The organism is Deltaproteobacteria bacterium (genome assembly GCA_016933965.1).
Classification (GTDB): Bacteria; Desulfobacterota; Syntrophia; order Syntrophales; family UBA2210; genus JAFGTS01.
Window position 1 is genome coordinate 1 of the sequence record JAFGTS010000026.1, and the last position, 19,119, is coordinate 19,119.

At 52.2% G+C, this 19,119-nt stretch carries 15 protein-coding genes; 7 read left to right on the forward strand and 8 right to left on the reverse strand.

Annotated elements, in window-relative coordinates; all coding sequences use genetic code 11:
* The first annotated feature begins 182 nt into the window (after positions 1-182).
* Together JXO48_05975 and mutS are read left to right on the forward strand one after the other, a co-directional pair.
* Positions 183-608, forward strand: a complete 426-nt coding sequence (locus tag JXO48_05975; GenBank protein ID MBN2283419.1) for a phage holin family protein — start codon at positions 183-185, stop codon at positions 606-608.
* Entirely contained in the window at positions 605-3,229 is a 2,625-nt protein-coding gene (gene mutS, locus JXO48_05980) for a DNA mismatch repair protein MutS (protein ID MBN2283420.1), read from the forward strand. The genes JXO48_05975 and mutS overlap by 4 nt, the downstream gene beginning before the upstream one ends.
* 74 nt (positions 3,230-3,303) lie before the next feature.
* On the opposite strand, the gene JXO48_05985 is transcribed toward mutS, so the two are convergent.
* The 4 genes from JXO48_05985 to JXO48_06000 all read right to left on the reverse strand — a co-directional run bounded on the left by JXO48_05985 (position 3,304) and on the right by JXO48_06000 (position 9,723).
* Positions 3,304-5,577: a GspE/PulE family protein gene (locus JXO48_05985; GenBank protein MBN2283421.1), complete on the reverse strand. Its 2,274-nt coding sequence runs from the start codon at positions 5,575-5,577 to the stop codon at positions 3,304-3,306.
* 190 nt (positions 5,578-5,767) lie between these two features.
* Positions 5,768-7,456 carry a hypothetical protein gene (locus JXO48_05990; protein MBN2283422.1) on the reverse strand — a complete coding sequence of 563 codons (1,689 nt, stop codon included), beginning with the start codon at positions 7,454-7,456 and terminating at the stop codon, positions 5,768-5,770.
* Between the two features lie 3 nt (positions 7,457-7,459).
* Complete coding sequence (locus JXO48_05995; protein ID MBN2283423.1) at positions 7,460-8,182, reverse strand: ABC transporter ATP-binding protein; 723 nt, start codon at positions 8,180-8,182, stop codon at positions 7,460-7,462.
* The gene (locus tag JXO48_06000; protein ID MBN2283424.1) at positions 8,179-9,723 is read right to left on the reverse strand and encodes a lasso peptide biosynthesis protein; all 1,545 of its coding nucleotides are present in this window, start codon (positions 9,721-9,723) and stop codon (positions 8,179-8,181) included. Before JXO48_06000 ends, JXO48_05995 begins: the two co-directional genes overlap by 4 nt.
* A 229-nt stretch (positions 9,724-9,952) precedes the next feature.
* Between JXO48_06000 and JXO48_06005 the strand changes: the two genes are divergently transcribed.
* From JXO48_06005 to JXO48_06025, 5 genes are all read left to right on the forward strand, one after another.
* Entirely contained in the window at positions 9,953-11,167 is a 1,215-nt protein-coding gene (locus JXO48_06005; protein ID MBN2283425.1) for an FprA family A-type flavoprotein, read from the forward strand.
* Between the two features lie 58 nt (positions 11,168-11,225).
* Entirely contained in the window at positions 11,226-11,384 is a 159-nt protein-coding gene (locus JXO48_06010; protein MBN2283426.1) for a rubredoxin, read from the forward strand.
* Positions 11,385-11,408: 24 nt separating this feature from the next.
* The gene (locus JXO48_06015) at positions 11,409-11,906 is read left to right on the forward strand and encodes a rubrerythrin family protein (GenBank protein ID MBN2283427.1); all 498 of its coding nucleotides are present in this window, start codon (positions 11,409-11,411) and stop codon (positions 11,904-11,906) included.
* An 89-nt stretch (positions 11,907-11,995) separates the two neighbouring features.
* Positions 11,996-14,575: a GAF domain-containing protein gene (locus JXO48_06020; GenBank protein MBN2283428.1), complete on the forward strand. Its 2,580-nt coding sequence runs from the start codon at positions 11,996-11,998 to the stop codon at positions 14,573-14,575.
* Positions 14,576-14,655: 80 nt separating this feature from the next.
* Positions 14,656-15,972, forward strand: coding sequence for a TolC family protein (locus tag JXO48_06025; protein MBN2283429.1), 1,317 nt, complete (start codon positions 14,656-14,658; stop codon positions 15,970-15,972).
* Positions 15,973-16,018: 46 nt separating this feature from the next.
* Here the strand turns inward: JXO48_06025 and JXO48_06030 are convergent, their stop codons facing one another.
* The 4 genes from JXO48_06030 to JXO48_06045 form a co-directional block, all read right to left on the reverse strand.
* A complete protein-coding gene (locus tag JXO48_06030) occupies positions 16,019-16,798 on the reverse strand; it encodes a GTP cyclohydrolase I FolE2 (GenBank protein MBN2283430.1) in 780 nt (259 codons plus the stop codon).
* Entirely contained in the window at positions 16,791-17,168 is a 378-nt protein-coding gene (locus JXO48_06035) for a 6-carboxytetrahydropterin synthase (protein ID MBN2283431.1), read from the reverse strand. The genes JXO48_06030 and JXO48_06035 overlap by 8 nt, the downstream gene beginning before the upstream one ends.
* Before the next feature lie 76 nt (positions 17,169-17,244).
* Complete coding sequence (locus tag JXO48_06040) at positions 17,245-17,907, reverse strand: HAD-IA family hydrolase (protein ID MBN2283432.1); 663 nt, start codon at positions 17,905-17,907, stop codon at positions 17,245-17,247.
* A complete protein-coding gene (locus tag JXO48_06045; GenBank protein ID MBN2283433.1) occupies positions 17,904-19,052 on the reverse strand; it encodes a pyridoxal phosphate-dependent aminotransferase in 1,149 nt (382 codons plus the stop codon). Before JXO48_06045 ends, JXO48_06040 begins: the two co-directional genes overlap by 4 nt.
* Between the last annotated feature and the right edge of the window lie 67 nt (positions 19,053-19,119).

Genomic DNA, 19,119 nt, shown 5'->3' on the forward strand with positions numbered 1-19,119 from the left:
AAAGCGGGAGCCCATAACTGCTTAAAAATACTGGATTCCGTGTCAAGCACGGAATGACAAGCCAGAGCAGAATCGACTTTTTGCGAGGCCATCAATAATTGAGCCTTGAATTTTATTGGTATAGTGTATAGAAAACCATGGAACGGCCTTTGTTAAAAGGCTGAAGGAAAAGAGGTTTGACCATGTCTTTTGTCATTTTACGGTGGCTTATCCTGAGCGCCGCGATTATCATCGCTTCCTATCTGCTTGACGGGATCCATGTCAGGGATTTCTTCTCCGCCGTTGTCGCGGCGGCGATGCTGGGTTTCTTCAACATGTTTTTCCGGCCAATCCTCATTCTTCTTACCCTCCCCATTAACATCCTGAGCCTCGGCCTGTTTACCTTCCTGATAAATGCATTTCTTCTGAAACTGGTCGCCGGCGTGGTATCGGGCTTTGATGTGGTCGGCTTCTGGACGGCCGTTTTCGGGGCTCTCATCATCAGCCTGGTGAACTGGATACTCGGAAGCTACCTGCAAAAGGACCGTATGTTCCGTATGGAAGTGCACCGCCATGACCACGGGGGATACATCGATCTCGAAAAGGAAAACGACGACAGGTGGAAATGAAGAATCTGACGCCGGCGATGCGGCAGTATCTCGAGATCAAGGAACAGTACAAGGATTGCATCATCTTCTTCAGGATGGGTGATTTTTACGAGATGTTCTTTGATGACGCGGTAACGGCATCCCGTATTCTCGATATCACCCTTACCTCGCGAAACAAGAACAAGGAGAACAGCATCCCCCTCTGCGGGGTACCCTATCATGCCGCTTCTTCCTACATCGCGAGACTGATAGAAGAAGGATACAAAGTGGCCGTCTGCGAACAGGTGGAAGACCCCCGGACGGCGAAGGGGATCGTTCGAAGGGAAGTGGTACGCGTCATTACCCCGGGACTTGTGGTGGACGCTGAGAACCTGGAGGCAAAGGAAAATAATTATTGTGCGGCCATTTCTCACGTTCGCAACATGTTCGGTCTTGCCATTGTCGACATATCGACGGGTGAGTTCCGGATCACGGAAGAAGAGGATGTCGAGATCCTGGGCAGTGAGTGTGTCGGGCTCGAACTCAAAGAGGTCCTTGTCTGCGAGGAATTGCGGGAAGATTCCCTGATGGAGCTCGTTTCGAGAAGGTCGGGCCGGTGCCTCGTCAATCATCTTTCCCCGGAATATTTCAGCGCTGTCGAAGCGCAGACCCTGTTCAATGAATGGTTTTCAGAAGAACAACTTGCCACGATAGAACCCGATAAACATCCCGCCGCCCTGGCAGCGGGGAACGCCGTGTTGCGCTATGTGAGGGAAACACAACCGGGGGGTGCCGGTCACATTGTCACCGTCCGATGGTACCGGCTGAGCAATTTTCTTGCCCTCGATGAAACGGCGCGGAGAAACCTGGAGCTGTTCACAACGATACAGGAGGGGAAGAAGGAAGGATCGCTGTTCCAAGTCATCGATGGAACGGTAACGGCCATGGGCGGCCGGAGACTCCGCCGGTGGTTGAATTATCCCCTTGTCAATGTAGACAGGATAGGGGAACGGCTTTCGGCAGTGGCGGAGATCAAGGAGGCCCATCTGCAGAGAGAACATCTCCGGGACCTGCTCTCCCGCGTTTCCGATATCGAGCGGCTGGGCGGACGGATTTCCATGGGTGTGGCAAACGGCCGGGACCTCTCGGCATTGGGTAAATCCCTGGAGCTGTTACCTGCCGTCAGGGAAGCGATATCGAAAATGACATCTCCCCTGTCTGTGGCGATCCGAGAGGAGATCGACCCGATGGAGGATGTTGCCGACCTGATCCGCCGTTCCATCGCCGATGATCCCCCTCACACGATCACCGACGGATACCTCATCAGGAAAGGATACAGCGACGAGCTTGATGAACTGGTTTCTCTCAGCAGGAGCGGCAAACAATGGATCGCGGCGCTGGAGGAGAAGGAGCGGAAAAGAACGGGCATCAATGCCCTGAAAGTCGGGTTCAACTCTGTTTTCGGCTATTATATCGAGATCACCAGGGCCAATGCCGCCATGGTCCCTCCCGAATACGTGAGGAAACAGACCCTGGTGAACGCGGAACGTTATATCAATGAAGAATTAAAGGAGTATGAAGCCACTGTTCTTAATGCCGAAGAGCGGAGAAAACAGTTGGAGTACGAACTGTTCGTCAAAGTGCGGGAATCGATCGGAAGAGAGATACGGCGGATCCAGAGAACGGCTTCCGCTATTGCCGACCTTGATGCCCTGGCCTCACTGGCCCACGTGGCGGAGCGCAATAATTACCACCGCCCCCATGTTCATGAAGGGGACCGGATCGAGATAGCCGACGGCCGGCACCCGGTGGTTGAGAAACTGAACATCAATGGTGGGTTCGTTCCAAACGATGCCCTGCTCGACGGCGATGAAAACCGATTCCTGGTCATTACCGGTCCCAACATGGCAGGCAAGTCGACCTATATCAGGCAGATAGCTCTCATCGTTCTGATGGCCCAGATGGGAAGCTTCGTGCCCGCGAGGTCTGCGGACATAGGGATCGTCGATCGGATATTTACTCGCGTCGGTGCGGCGGACAGCCTGGCCCGCGGGTTGAGCACCTTCATGGTGGAAATGACCGAGGTCGCCGGTATATTGAAAAACGCCACGCCCAGAAGCCTTGTTCTCCTTGATGAAGTGGGGAGGGGAACGAGCACCTTCGACGGGTTGAGCATCGCCTGGGCCGTAACGGAATATATTCATGATTCTCCGCAACTCGGCGCCCGGACCCTTTTTGCGACCCACTACCATGAGCTCATCGATATCGCGCGGACCAGGAAAGGGGTCAAGAATTACAGTATCGCCGTCAAGGAATGGGGTGAGGATATCGTCTTTCTGCGAAAAATCATCAGCGGTGGAACGAACCGGAGTTACGGCATTCAGGTGGCGCGACTCGCGGGAGTTCCCGGCGACGTCATCGCGCGGGCCGGAGAAATTCTGAAAAATCTGGAACGGGGGGAACTGGATGAATCGGGCATGCCGAGGATCGCTCGAGGCGGGAAACAGAAGGAGCGAACAGGCCAGATCGTCCTGCCGCTTTTCATGGACCGGGAAGAACGGATACTTCAGGATATCAGAAAACTGGACATCGGAAACCTGACGCCGCTGGAGGCACTGCAGATGCTCAATGAATGGCAGTCACGGCTGAAAAAAGACGAATGACCCGGTAATGTTCCGTTACAAGCTCCGTCTGTTGACGGGTCTCAGGCGGTGAACCCCTTCCGTTGACCTGAACCCTATTTCATGCAGACCCGTCTGACCTGATTGAACGTCGTATATCCTTTGATAGCTTTCTGGATGCCGTCCTGGAGGAGGGTACGCATACCCTGCTCAATGGATTTCTCACGCATTTCTTCCGCAGTCCCGCTCTTCTGGATCAGTCGCTTTATCTCTTCCGTTGAAACGAGCAGTTCATGAATTCCCATGCGGCCCTTATACCCGGTCCCCTCACACTTGTCGCACCCCTTGGCCTGGTAAAGCATGAAATTGTCATCGTAAGAAATCCCCAGTTCGGCGAACATCTCTCCACCGTAACTCTCCACTATTTTATCAAATTCCTCACGGGAAGGATGATACTGTTCCTTGCAGGCCTTGCAAAGTGTTCTGACCAACCGCTGTGCCAGGATACCCAGGAGGGAATCGGCGAAGTTGAGGGGATCAATACCCATGTCGAGGAGACGGACGACCGTCTCGGGAGCGCTGTTCGTATGAAGCGTGCTGAAAACAAGGTGGCCGGTGAGGGAGGCCTCGACACCGGTCTTGGCTGTTTCGTAGTCCCTCATTTCCCCGACCATGATAACGTCGGGGTCGGCCCTCAAAAATGCCCGCATGGCCGCCGCGAAATCGAACCCGATCTTTGGTGAGACCTGGACTTGCCGTAATCCGTACTGCGTGATTTCAACGGGATCTTCCGCCGTCCATATCTTTGTTTCCGGCCTGTTTATGTAATGCAGGCCCGCATGGAGAGTGGTCGTTTTTCCTGATCCCGTCGGCCCAACGACGAGAACCATTCCGTAGGGTTTTTGCAGGAGAGCGACCAATTCGTCGTAATTTCTCTTCGAAAGTCCCATGTCCTCGAGAGGCATGGTCTCACCCTTGGCGAGGATTCTCATGACCACATCCTCAACGCCGCCCTGGGTGGGAATGGTGGCCACGCGAAGCTCTATCTCCTCTCCACGGGGCCGCCTGAACTTGATCTTTCCGTCCTGGGGTATTCTCCGTTCCGTGATGTCCAGGTTGGACATGATCTTGATCCGCGACACGATCGCCTGCCGGTAGCTGAAAGGCACCGTCTGATATTGCATCAGGTCTCCGTCGACGCGGTAGCGCACCTCAACGTTCTTTTTCGTGAGGTTCGGTTCCACATGGATATCCGAGGCGTTCCGGTTGTATGCGTCGTTGATGACCCGGTTGACAAGCTGCATGATGATGCTGTCCGATTCCGTGATACCGTTCGAATCTTCCTCCAGTTCTTGCTCATCGTCCATTTTCCCGATGATATCAGTTATCGATGTGCTTCCTTCTCCAGTCTGATAGAAGTGATTGATATACCTGATGATGTCATCGTAGAGGGCTACATCGTATGTCACGCTCCGTGTTTTTAGAAGACTTTCGATCATGTCACGCTTGAGAACATTGTTCGGATCGTCGATCAGGATCCGTGTCCTGCCGTCGAGTCGCTCGAGGGGGACCCACAGTTCCCTCCGAAGATATTCCTCCTTGAGGTTTTTCAGCAGGTCGAAGGGAGGGGGTATCTTGTCATTGAAAGTAACAAACTCACATCCATAAAATTCCTTCAGGGATTTTCCGATGTTTTCCCTCGATATCTTGTGCCGCTTCATCAGGTGATCTTCAATGGTTTCACGGTTGTTCCGGGAATCTTCCCAAGATTTTTCAAGGTCTTCGACGGATATCAGACCGAAGCGGATAAGGTAGTCAAAACGGGATTTCTTTTTCTGTTTGATCCGCTCGTGATTGTGAAAGGCAATACTCAGCACGTGTGCGATTTCTTCAAGGGCGTTTACATCTTCATCGGTAAATTTCTCATCATTTTTTTTATTGAGGATCTGGATGACTCCCATGAGTCTGTCTTCGTAGGCAATGGGAACGGCAAGAACCTGTTTGGTACGGATACCGGATTTTTCGTCCCAGCTGGCGTTGAATCCCAGTTCTCCGTCGATGTTCTTCAGTTCTTCATCATCATAAGCGTCGGCGATGTTGACCACTCTCATGTTGTTTGCCGAATATCCGGCGATGCTTTTATTGTTTATTGGAAGCCTGATTTCGTTCAACTCAGAACCGGCGAGGAACATCGAGTAAATCTCATTTTTTTCCTCATCAGCCACATAGATCGTAAGGGGATTGGCATCAAAAAGTCCGAGTATGTCATCGCGCAGATCGACAAGAATCTGCTTCAGATTTTTCGCGGCATTGATTCTGTTCGTGATGTTCTGAAGGCTTTTGCTGAAATTGAGCTTTTCCTGGAGTTCCGTTATCTGGGTGATATCCATGTCGCCTTTTCGCTTCGATTTGGCATTAAAAATAGCCATGACAGTTTCACCGCCGACCAAGATTATTGTGAATCATACATAGATAAAGAATATAGAACATCGAAATGTGATTATCAATAAAAACTTTTTCGCCTCAACGGGCTGACGGACGAAACAGATTCGCCTGTCACGGGACCGTATTCCGGAATGCTCAGGTGAACTCTCTTTCGTCAAGGCGCCGGTATGCCATGACAAGAGGAAGGATGCCGACCAGCGCGGTGATACCCAGGGCGGCACACCATGACAGGACCATGAAACAGTGAAACCTGTCAGCCGCCAGAATGTTGTAGATCCGGTAACTGAAAAAGGGTGCCGCAAAAATGACAATGATAACAGAAATATACAAAAGAGCGATGACAAAATTCAGGGTTCCCCCAAAGCCAGAAACGATCTTGGCGGGGTTGTCTTCCTTGAAATCGGGGTACAGGGACCCCAGTCCCAGGGCGAGACCGACCAGGCCGATGCTGACGAGCGCCGCAAGCCCGCAGGATATGTAGAGCAGCACGGGGTCGGTTTTCAGAATGAGGTTCGTGGAGATCATGAGCAGTTCGCTGATGCAGAGCACACCGATGAAATTGAAGAAAAATTTCTGAACGATGAGTCCTCTGAATGTCAGCGGTGCCAGGCCCAGTATCCATATTTTGGTACCTTCGAGGCTTATCAGGGGGAAAAGGAACCTGACGGTGAATCCCGCGAGGGTGAGGGCCGTCGCCGACAGGTTGAGAAAGGTGATGATCATTTTCCAATAGATGCTTTCCGTTGCCACGGGAAGGTTCCTGAGATTGAATATATAAATGCCGAGTATGCCGAAATAGATGAGAAACTGTGACCATTGACCAAAATCGCGAAAGAATACCTTGAGGTCCTTCTCGGCAAGGGCCGCCGTTGTCCGGGGAAATATCGAAAAGCATCTCGCGCATCGATTGAGGAGACCTCTATCGAGAGGGTACCGGCGGTTCCGCATGCCGCCCTGAGCCATGAGCCAGCTGGACCTGAAGAATCGCCCCGCGAGGAAAAAGTTGATCTCAAGGAACAGGAGGGTAGTTGCCGCGAAGGACGAGAAGTAGAAAAGACAGATCTCTCCCCGGCCGCCGGCGGCGCCGATCAGGGATTTCGCCATCCAGTACCCGGGAAAGAAAGGGTGTTTGAGCAATCTCAGGTGATGCAGGAGGTTGTCGAGAAAATACCCGACGTCCTGCGTCGAGGCCGAAAAGAAACCGATATGTACACGATAGTACCAGAAAAGCACGAGTGAAACACCGGCCAGAGCGCCAAAGAAGGCATACTGTGCCTTTCGATGGTCAATGATTTCAATTGCCAAAAGAACAATGATGGATGAGAACGCCGCCGGCAGCAAGATGAATACGACGAAATAGGGGACAATGAAAAGGTAGAACCACGGCGGTACGGTCTTGATGAAACCATAGGCCAGGATGAAGGGAAGACCCAGGAAGAGAAACGCCCAGGAGCTGAAAAAGACTGATTGAAGAAAGCGGTAGGAGAATATGACCCTTTCATCAACCGGTTTTGAGAAGAGAAAGGCCACTTCTTCGGACCGGTAGTAAGTGACGAAACAGATGATGATACTGCTCAGGGCGAGCATGATGAACAGAATAGCGGAAAAAATGTATATCGCTTCGTCAAGAAGTGCGGGTCCGACGATGGGAAAGTCATGAAAGAAGGACAGTCCCCGGTAAAAGAGTGCCAGCGAACCGAACCAGAAGAGCGCAACGGAAACTGAAATGAACACGACCTTCAGCAGCGGTTCGTGGCGAACCTGCGCCAGGGTGTTTTTCAAAAGCGTTATTTGAAGGTTTCCAATGCCGCGCCATTCTTCCATGATTCATTCCTCGGCGGTCATTCTGAGAAAGATGTCTTCAAACCGCTCCGTCCGCATCGAGGTTTTCTTTATTTCTTCTATGCTGCCAAGGCCAATGAGTTTCCCCTTATGAATGATCCCGATGCGGTCCGAAATCTCCTCAGCTAGGCTGAGGGTATGAGTGGACATGAGCACCGTCGCGCCCTCGTCCGCCCGGCCCCGCAGGATATCCTTGACGAGTCGAATCGTCTTCGGGTCCAGACCTACCATGGGTTCGTCTATGATGATGACCCGGGGGTCGGGGATGAGCGCCGAGCAGATAACGATCTTCTGTTTCATGCCGTGTGAGTAGCTTTCCATGAGCTGGTCTCCATAATCTCTCATGAAAAAGAGATCCAGGAGGTTTTCTGTTTTCTCCCGGCAGGCACGGCGATCAAGGTGGTACAGGTCACCGATGAAACGGAGAAATTCCCGGGCCGTCAACTTTTCGTACACGTATGGAATATCGGGAATGTAACTGATGAGGCGCTTGGCCTCAATATTCTTTTCCGCCATGTCGTAAGAGCCGACGAAAACCTTGCCCTTTGTGGGCTTGAGAAGGCCCGTGACCAGTTTCAGCGTCGTTGTCTTCCCCGCTCCGTTCGGGCCCAGAAGGGAAAAGAACTCACCCTCGGGGATAAAAAGATCGAGGGCGTCGACAGCGCAGGTCCTGCCGAACATCTTGGTAACATCTTTCAGTTCGATCAATTGAGGTTCCTTTCCTTTCGTAATAGGCACTGAACCGGTCCCTCCCGCCAGTTGCCATCGAGGAGCGAGTATTCACGGGATGCGTCGAGTATATCGATTGAAATGCGCCCGATAGCAAGGACTATTGCGCTCTGATCCGGAAAGTCACCGGATATAAGCTCAATGTGGGTGGCGTCGGCCACATGCTGTCCCAGCGTCGGATCCATGTGGATCCATGTTCCCACATATACTTTCGGCCAGGCATGGTAATAGAAGCCGCCCTCGGTATACACAAGGCCCGCGCACATCTGGGCAGGCACTCCCGCCGCCCGGGCCAGTGCCGTGAAAAGAACCGTGTGCTCATTGCAATCGCCGCGCCTGTTCTTCAGAACCATCGGGGCCGATGGGAATTCAGGTGTCACCGCTTTTTCGATCTCCCGGTAGACCCAGGAGGCGATTTTTTGTGCCGCTTGCCAGCTGTTCCTTTCATTTCCGACAATCTCTTCGGCGAGTGCCGCAATGGACGGGTCATCTGATGCGATCCACGGCGAGGGAAGAAGAAAGGGCTTCATGTCCTCAATGGTTATGGGCAATGAAGGGATGCCGTCAGGTTCGGGTGTTACCGTCCTGATCTCGATAATGCCTGCCTTTTTGTCCGCGATATGCTGTCGCTCGTTCTCAAGGGTGAAGTTGTCGAGGTTTATGCCGGAGACACGAATACGCATGGTTCGGGCTCTCCGCGGGTCTCTCTCCGGAAAGACGGCTCGAACGGCCAGGTCGGAGATGAGATCGACTGTATCCGTCTCGATTCGCGCCAGTTTTTTCTCTATCGCTTCCCGGTCTTCAAGTTTCATTTCCCAGCCGTTTGACAGTTGTTCTCGAAGGACGAGGCCGTTCCTGTCGACCCAGGACCTGCTGATCAGGTCGCCGAAATGGGTTTCCATTATGAACAGATCATCTTCTTTGTCCGTAACCTCCGTGACCGCCTCTTCCATGCTCAGTGTCAGCGGATTGAATATGCGCATCGAATACCGGTCGCCCACATTCAGATCCGTTCCCCGGTAGGTCTGCAGGATGCTCTGATCGAGGATGAGGTCATCCGACAGAGGGAAGGATTTTCGATAGGTATTCCCCGCGAAAGAAATATCCATGACCATCTGCCCCGACGAGCGGTGTCCTTTCAGCGATATGTCGGTCAGCCCGGTGACCTTCGTTTCAAAGGACTCAAAGCGGTGCGTGTCATCAAGTTCCTGAACGGTCGTGACGGCAAGCTCCTGAAAACGGTCGAACAATCTGAACTTCAGAAGGTAGCTCGATTCAATAAGATGACCCCTCGATGCGGGAGATATCCGCGTGGAGGAATAACCGATGAACTTCCCGTTGACGTATATGCCTTTCCAATTATCAAGCCGTATATCGCCGGGCAGTATCTCCCGAAACATCCGTTCCTTGCCGGTCCGTTCTATCAATCCCTCACGCGCCGCGAGAAAGAACATCATGACGCCCCAGGTACAAAGGGTCAGAACGGAAATAATGACAGCCAGTGATCGTCGTGTGTTCACGAATTCCTCTTTCAAACCGTCGGATTTTGAATGCCGGCGTATCGGGCATCAACTATACTGAGCCGGTTTTGTTATTTCAAGAAATACCTGTTCCTGAGAGGCGGTGTGGAAATGTCCATTCATTTTTTTTATTTTTTCTATCAACTTTTTTCTATCAACTTGACACAATTGACAATCTACGGCACAGTGCACAATAAAAAAGTAGGATACGGGGGAGGGAGGATGGATCATGAACAGTACTTACCGTGCCGTTCGAATCAGCGAGAATGTATACTGGGTCGGTGCCATAGACTGGAACATCCGTGATTTCCATGGATATACGACCCGGCGTGGCAGTACTTACAATGCCTACCTTGTCATCGCGGACAAGGTGACCCTTATAGATACGGTAAAGGCCCCCTTCAAGGAGGAACTGCTGGCGCGGATCGCTTCCGTCATTGACCCCCGTGATGTGCAGTACATTGTTTCCAATCATTCCGAGATGGACCATTCGGGATGTCTTCATGATGTGATCGATGCCACGGGACCGGAACGGGTATATGCATCGGTTATGGGGGAAAAGACACTGAAAGAACTTTTCGGTGAAAGACACAATATTCTGGCTCTGAAGGATGGGGATACAATAGACTTGGGCAATATGGCGCTCCGCATCGTGGAAACCCGCATGCTGCATTGGCCGGACAGCATGTTCTCATACCTTGAATCCGACGGAGTCCTCTTTTCACAGGATGCCTTCGGCATGCACCTGGCGACCTCGGAGCGGTTCGACGACGAGATTGACCCGGCGGTGCTCGAGTACGAAGCCGCCACGTATTACGCAAACATTCTGCTTCCCTATTCATCTCTTGTTTTGAAATTGCTTGAAAGGGTCGGCAAGTTGGGATATCAATTCAATATCGTTGCTCCCGACCATGGACCTGTCTGGAGAAAGGACATACAGAAAATCTTTGACTTTTATGAACGATGGGCTGTACAGAAACCGACGGGAAAAGCGCTTGTCCTGTATGCTACAATGTGGCACAGCACGGAACTGATGGCACGGGCTATTACGGAAGGGTTGGCATCTGAACACATATCGGTGCGGCACCTGTCGACAGATGCTAATCATCGAAGTGACGCGGCCTATGAGGTTCTTGACGCGGGAGCCCTCATCGTAGGGTCGCCGACATTGAACAACAATATGTTTCCCGCAGTCGCCGATGTTCTGAATTATCTGAAGGGATTGAGACCATTGAACCTGATAGGTGCCTCGTTTGGTTCTTCCGGGTGGAGCGGGGAATCGGTAAAGCAGATCGAAACAATACTTCGTGATATGAAGGTGGAAATTGTCGGTGAATCGCTGAACGCGAAACACCGGCCTGACGAGGAAATGCTTTCCAGATGTTTCGATCTGGGGGCCGAGATAGGAAAACGTTTGAAGGGAAAAGTTCGGAGCGGCTCATGATGCCGTCATCCAGGAGGTCGAGGTTGTTTCCATATCCTGATGCGAGAGGAGTTTGAAGATGCAGAAATACGTATGCAGCGTTTGCGGTTATGTGTACGATCCGGCGGAGGGTGATCCCGAGGCGAACATTCCGCCGGGGACCCCCTTTGAAAAGCTTCCCGATGACTGGACCTGCCCCGTATGCGGTGCGTCCAAGGATGAGTTCGAGCCCGAGTAGGAGATCAGTATTGGAGAAAACAGCATGGATGAAAGGATACGAGAGGCTCTCCATACGGCCTATACCGGAGAAGCAAAAGCGGCTCTGCGACTGAAACTGTACGCCGAAAAGGCCGACAAAGAGGGCTATGCTCAGGTCGCAAAACTGTTCAGGGTAATTTCTTTTTCCGAAGAAATTCATGGAAAGCGTGCCCTGCGACTTCTCAAGGATGTGGGAAACACCGAGGAGAATCTGCGGCTCAGCTTTGAATCGGAACAGAATGTCGCAGAAGTCGCTTACAGCGAGATGGTCAAACTTGCGAACGACAGGGGAGATTCCTCCTCGGCCCTGCATTTCAGCCAGAGCCGCGATGTCGAAGAAGTGCATGCCAAACTGTATAAGAGTGCCCTTGATGATATGATGCAGGACCGGATGCAGGAGTATTTCGTGTGTTCCGTCTGCGGCTATGTCGCCGAAGATGCTGTGCCCGATGTGTGCCCTGTTTGTGGTGTTTCAAAAGAAAAATTCATTCATTTTGAATAGAATGTGAATAAAAATTCCGACACATCGAAAAACCCGCACCACCGGTGTGCACGAACCGGTGAGGGGGGCGGCAATGGAGAAGGGTAACCATGAAAAATGGAAGATGGATTCGCAGTTTTTCCGTTTTGAATAAAAGCCTCAAGTACCGTCTCAACATCATTTTCGGGCTCTTCTTTCTTCTTCCCGTCGCGGGCTTCTTTTATCTTGGCATCAAGTACCGGATTCTGGATGACCATTTCATACCTATGTTCTTCGCGATATTTCTGTTTTTTTCCTTTGTGGGCTTTATTCTCCTGCGGAAGATTTTCGATGATATTTCCCACATATCGAATGATATGAAGGATGCCGTTGATACAAAATTTCTGGATGACGTCGAGGAAGCCGGCGAAGACGAGTTGCGTGATATCGCCAGTTCGTTTATGGCAATCGGTAATCAATTCAAGTCAACCTTCAGTGAACTGGAACGGAAAATATCCGAGGTTTCCGTCCTGAAAGAACTGTCGGATCTCTGCTATGTCACATTTGACCAGGAAGAGCTTCTTTATGTCACGCTGGAGCGGGCGCTTAAACTGGCGAACGCTGATGTGGGCTCCATCCTGATCCTGGAGAGACCGGAAAGGACAGCTTTTGTTGTGCGTGCCTCAATCGGGCTCGGTGATATCATCAAGATCGGCGACAAGGTCAATTTCTCAACCAGTATCGCCAAATACGCCGTCATCAACAAGTCGGCCCTTGTGGTCGAGAATATTGAAAAGGATACCCGTTTCGGCAGGGAAAACCGCTCCCATTACGGCACAAAATCCTTTGCCTGCCTGCCCATCAAAACCATCAAGGATATCATCGGTGTGCTGACCATATCGCGCAAGGACAACAACCGGCCGATGACGCAGGCGGACATCGAGGCCCTTTCGCCCCTTCTCAGCAACGCCGCCTTTACCTATGAAAACCTGAGGCTTCTGAGGGAACGGGAAGAAGAAGCATCCCGCCTCGCCGCTCTGGACAAGTCGCTGAAGGTGATCAATTCGGGGTACTCCCGCCGTGAGTTGTTGCACGCCCTGTTGAATGAGATATATGCCATCGTGCCCTATATAGTGGCCCTTGTCTTCGTCAGGGATGAACGGAAACAAGACAACCTGTTCCTCTTCGATTATTTATCCTATCATTCGCGGGTCATGCCGGACAGCAACACCCTGTATGGAACAGGACCGATTTTCGACAAGGTGTTGCGGCAGGAGCAGATAGTGATAATCGATGACACGAAGGACCTGTCGGAACAGATCAAATACGATCTGATAATGGAACACAAAGCCTGTCTCATGGCGCCCCTTCGGACCCATGAGGGGACGATCGGCATGCTGGTTCTCTGTGTTGAGGATCCCCATGATTGTTACGAAGAGAAGATGTTCATCGAGAGCATGACGGCGGCAATTGCCATGGCCATTGAAAAAAACAGAATCACCACGGCAGTGGAAAAAAAGAACCAGGAGGTGGAAACACTTCGGCAGATCGGAAGCTTTCTGACCTGTTCGACCTTTGATATCAGTATGGTCCTGAAATACACCATGGACATGATCAAGGTCGTCATGGATGTCGAGGCTGGCTCTCTCCTGCTCCTGAAAAACAATATGCTGGAATTCACTGTTTCTTTTAACATGAATATTGGTGTTCTTCGCCAGCATATGTTGAAGCTCGGTCAGGGTATAGCGGGATACGTCGCTGCCAGGGGAGAACCAATGATCGTCAATGATATAGGCGACTCTCCCCATTATTATGGAGGGGTTGACAAAGCTATCGGCTTCCAGACGAGATCAGCATTGTGCGTTCCGATCATTTCCCAGGGGAAAGTGATCGGTGTAATAGAGGTTCTCAATAAAGAGAGCGGTGCGTTCACTGTCGACGATCTACATCTCCTGCAGTCGGTGACATCCTCAGTGACAATAGCACTGGAAAATGCTCGACTGTATAGTGAAACACTTGAAATGGCCGAGCAGGAACGTAACATCAGGCAGGTGTTTCAGAAGTTCGTTCCCGAGAAAATAGTTAACGAAATCATTCACGGTAAGGAGGCAGAGGGGCGGAAAGTAATAGAAGAATACCGTATGCTCACGCTCCTGAATATTGATATCCGTGGATTTTCCGAAATGGCCAGGAATATCGGTCCCCGGAAGACCGTGGCGGTCCTCAACTACTTCTTTTCCATCATGGGGGAGATCGTGTTCAAGCACCAGGGTATCGTGGACAAATATCTGGGAGACGGGTTTCTTGCCATCTTCGGTGCCCCTGTTTCAAGCGGTCACGATGTCGACAACGCCATTCAGGCGGCCCTGGAAATGAAGGAGATCATTCCCGAGGTGAACAGCTATTGCCGGAACAATTTCGGCGTCGGTCTGGGCATGGGTATCAGCATTAATACGGGTGAGGTTATCGTGGGGAACATCGGATTTGAAAAGAAGATGGATTACACCGTTATCGGCGATCAGGTGAACACGGTCTTCAGGATCCAGTATCTCGCCAGGGAAATACCCAACGGCATTCTGATCAGCGAACGGACGCTGCACGCCGCACGTTCCCGCCTTGACACCAGGGAAGTGGAAACGGGCATGATCGGTGAGGAATTAGGGGGACAGAAGATTTACGAATTGCTGGGCCGGATTGAACAGAATAATTGAGCGGGCGGTATTCCCTGATGAACAGAGGATCGATCATAAAAATATTTTGTTGGGTTCTTTTTGGAACCCTGATGTTTGTGGTGGTTCCATTCATACGTTCCGCCGCACTCGCACAGGACGATGTGCTGAAGCTTACCCTGAAGGAAAGCATCGATCTTGCCTTGAAACAAAGCATGCTGGTCGATTCCGTTGTAGAGGAAATCAATGCGCTTGAGTCGGGACGGAAGGAAGCCTTCACTTCCTTTCTGCCAACACTGAGTACTTCATACAGCTATACGCGCCTCAACGAGGCACCGGAAACCGTAACGGTGGACCTGACAAAGACACCACCGGTCATGAAACCGGCACCGGCGGGAACCCGCGACAACTACACCTGGGACCTTACGTTGATGCAACCTCTCTTTACGGGCGGAAAACTCCTGGAGACCTACCGTATCAGCCGGCTCGGTGTGGACGCGTCGCGTCTTGACGCCATGACGACCGTTCAGGACCTCGTTGAAACCGTAACGGAAACCTACTTTTCCATTCTCAAGGCGGAACGCATGCTGGATGTCGCCCGGCAGTCGCTTGACCGGCTCGAGGCCCATCTTGAAACGGCCCGGAGTTTTTATGAGGTCGGCATGATCCCCCGCAACGATCTGCTCTATGCCGAGGTGGAGGTGGCCGGAGGGCAGCAGAATCTCGTCCTGGCGGAAAATGGCGTACAGCTGGCCAAGGCACGGTTCAACACATTGCTGAGAAGGGACATCGATCTGCCGGTAGAGGTTGAGGACATCCTGCATTACCGGTCTTTCGACAAAGAGTTTGGTGCCTGCCTTGCCCTGGGACTTGATAGCCGGCCGGAGATCAAAGCGCGGGAGGTCCGGCTTGAGCAGGCACAACGGGCGGTATCCTTTGCAAAGGGTGATTATTACCCGTCCCTCAGTGTCGGTGGCACCTATTCACGCTTCGGAGATACACCCGGCGTGGACGGGAACGGGTATCAGGATCGGGAGTCCTGGTATCTTATCGCCGTGGCTGAGTGGGACCTGTGGGAATGGGGAAGAACGAAACACAGCGTTGATGCAAGCAGCAGCAGGGAGCGGCAGGCCCGCAATTCCCTGTCCTTTGTTCGCGACCAGGTCGCCCTGGAAATTAAGAGTTCATACCTGCTTCTCAGGGAGGCGGAAAAGCGCATCCTTGTTTCCGAGAAGGCCATAGAGCAGGCAGAGGAGAATTTCAGGATAAACGAGGAGCGATACCGCGAGCAGGTTGCCACGTCGACGGATGTCATAGACGCGCAGACACTTCTGACGAAGACGAAATCCGATTACTTCAATGCCCTCAGTGATTACAATGTCGCTCTGAAGAAACTCGAGCGTTCAATGGGCGTGATCCACACCGAATATCCCTTTTAACAAGACCGGGAACAGATTGCGCAGGGAAGAGCGGGGAAGAAACGCCTCAGGGTGAGGAGCGATCCTTTTCCAGGTACGCATAGGCACTGTGGTTGTGGATGCTTTCGAGATTTTCCGCTTCGACGCTGTACCAGGTGAAATTATCGTTCCCGTTCAGCCTGTCAGCCACTGAGCGAACCACGTCTTCGACGAACATCGGGTTGTCAAAGGCCTTTTCGGTGACGAACTTTTCATCGACCCTTTTGAGAAGCGAGTAGACCTCACTGCTTGCCGAACTCTCGACCAGTTGTATCACGTCTTCTATCCAGAAGAACCGTTTGAATCTGAGCTTCAGACGGACGATGCTTCGCTGATTGTGGGCCCCCTCAGTACTGATCTCCTTTGAACAGGGGCACACCGTCGTTACGGGAACGGTGACTCCCACAAGAAAATCATGGCGGGAGCCGCTGCTTTCTCCGAGGAAACTGCAGGTATATTCCATAAGGCTCAGGGCGCCGGATACGGGTGCCCGTTTCTCGATGAAATAGGGGAACTCTATTTCGATATGAGCCGACTCGGCTTTCAGTTTTTCCTTCATCTTCTCGAGGATCCCGCGGAGGGTCCGGATATTTACCTGTCCCCGGAACTCGTTGAGTATCTCGATGAACCTGCTCATATGGGTACCCTTGAACTGGCGCGGAAGATTCACGTACATGTTGACCGTGGCATTGACATGCTGGACCTTCTCCTTTTTGTCCAGCACGATGAGCGGGTATTTGATACCCTTGACGCCCACTTTGTTAATATCTATGTTGCGGGTATCCCGAAGGCTCTGTATGTCAACCATGACTGTTTTCCCTGTATGTGGCCCGTGCCGACTCTGACTCCCATACGGTGACGCTCGAGATGCGACAGGTGTTTCCCGTCGCCTTTGTCACCATTCCATTGAAAATCAACCGGGCTATTCCCTCGGCGGTGGGGACGGTACCGCTGAATTCCGGAAGGTCGTTCAAATACCGGTGATCCAGGCGGTCGATGATTTCCCGGAGCCACTGTTTCAAGATCCTGAAGTCAACGACGATGCCTTCTTCATTGATATGGTCTGATTCCACGCTGACCTCTACGGTGAAATTATGACCGTGCAGCTCTTCGCGGACTCCCCCTATCGTGAGGGTGTGGGCTGCTGAGAAGGATTTTTTTATCGTTACCTCATACATGGCGTTTCCTTATCCCATCGGTTGAATCCTGTCAACGGGGGGTGACGGAAAGAGAAACGGTCGTGCCCTCCATTGTTTATACATGCAGGTGATCCATGAGTATCGAAGCGCTTTCAAGGATGATATCGGCCCCCGCTTCACGCAGTAATTCGTATCCGGCAAATCCCGTGAGCACCCCGATCGTATATGTCCCCGCCTCTTTTCCCGCCACGATATCCATGGGGTGGTCACCAACCATGGCAGCGTCTCTGGCTTTTGCGTCGAGCAGGTCGAGCGCCTGTTTCAGGTGGTCCGGATGAGGTTTTACCTTCCCCGCTGATTCTCTCGTGACAACAACGCCCGTATATGAACGAATTTCGGGGAAAAGATGCAGTACGGCCTCGAGGCAGTTCCTGGTTACCACGGCCGTTTTGATCCCTCTTTTTTTGAGAAGATCGAGCATTTCACAGGTGCCCTCAAAGAGTGTTCCCTGTTGTGCCCCCTCCATTTCCATCCGGCGGACGATCCGGTATGCCTCGGTTTCGAAGGACTCGCCGCGCCGCCGGTCGGTCGTCATGAGCCCTTGCTTCGCCGCTTCGATCATTTCAATGACGAAATGGTTTTCCAGGCCGTCGGGCGAAATACCATAAGCCGTCATGAGACTCCTGATGTGCGAGCGCATCGCGTTGAAGTCGACGTTCAACACGGCAAGCGTGCCGTCGAAGTCGAAGAGAATGGTATCGAGATGCTTCTCTATCATACCAGGCCCCGTTCCCGCAGATAGGTTTCTATCCGGTCGAGCCCCTCGGTTATGTTTTCCAGAGAGTTCGCGTATGACAGGCGCAGGTATCCCTCACAGTTCTCTCCGAAATCGATGCCGGGCGTGACGCCCACCTTCGCGTTTTTAAGAATATCGAAAGCGGTGCTGTAGGAATCATTGGAAAAGTGCTTGATATTCGCCAGAATATAAAATGCTCCGGTGGGTTTGACGGCGATTCCCAGACCCAGCCGGCCGAGCCGGTCCGTTATGTAATGCCGCCGCTCATTGAATATGTTCCTCATCCGCTCCACGTCCGGACCTGCCTCCCGAAGGGCGGCGACCCCGGCATGCTGGACGAAGGAGTTGGCCGATATAAAAAGATTCTGTTGAATTTTCTGTATGGGGCGCACGAATTCCGGAGGCGCTATCAGGTATCCGAGACGCCAGCCCGTCATGGCGTATGCTTTTGAAAATCCGTTGAAAACGAAAGCCCTGTCGGAAAATTCGAGAATGGTATGCTCCCGGTCCTCGTAAACCAGACCGTGGTAGATCTCATCAGAAATGACGGGGATGTCCAGAGATGCGATCTCTTTCATCCGCTCGGAGGTCAGGATATTGCCAGTGGGGTTTGAGGGTGAATTGATCATGATCGCCTTCGTCCTGACGGATATCTTTTTCCTGATCTCCCCGGCGCTGTATTGAAACCCTTCTTCCTCGAACACCTTGACCGATACCGGCAGTCCCTCGAAAAAGCGTATGAAATTGGGATAGCAGGCATAACGGGGATCGGAAATGATCACCTCGTCGCCCTTTTCAAGGAGGGCCGAGAAGAGAAGGAACATTGCCGGCGATGTTCCCGATGTGATCACCACACGGTCCGGGGTGATCGTAACGCCGTACGTGTTATGGTAATGCTCGCAGATCGCCTCGCGAAGCTCGAGCAGGCCGAGACTGTGCGTATAATGCGTGTGCCCATCCCTGATCGCCCGCCAGCAGGCTTCCTTGATGCACTCCGGTGTGTCGAAATCGGGTTCCCCGACCTCCAGATGAATGACATGCTCGCCCCGGCGCTCCATTGCCTGGGCCTTTTCAAGCACGTCCATGACGATGAAGGGCGGTATCTGTGATGCTCGATGTGAAATCATGATCTGCTCCTGATCGGTGATCGCCTGATGCGATAGATGATGGAACCTGAAAAAGCAAAAGAAACCC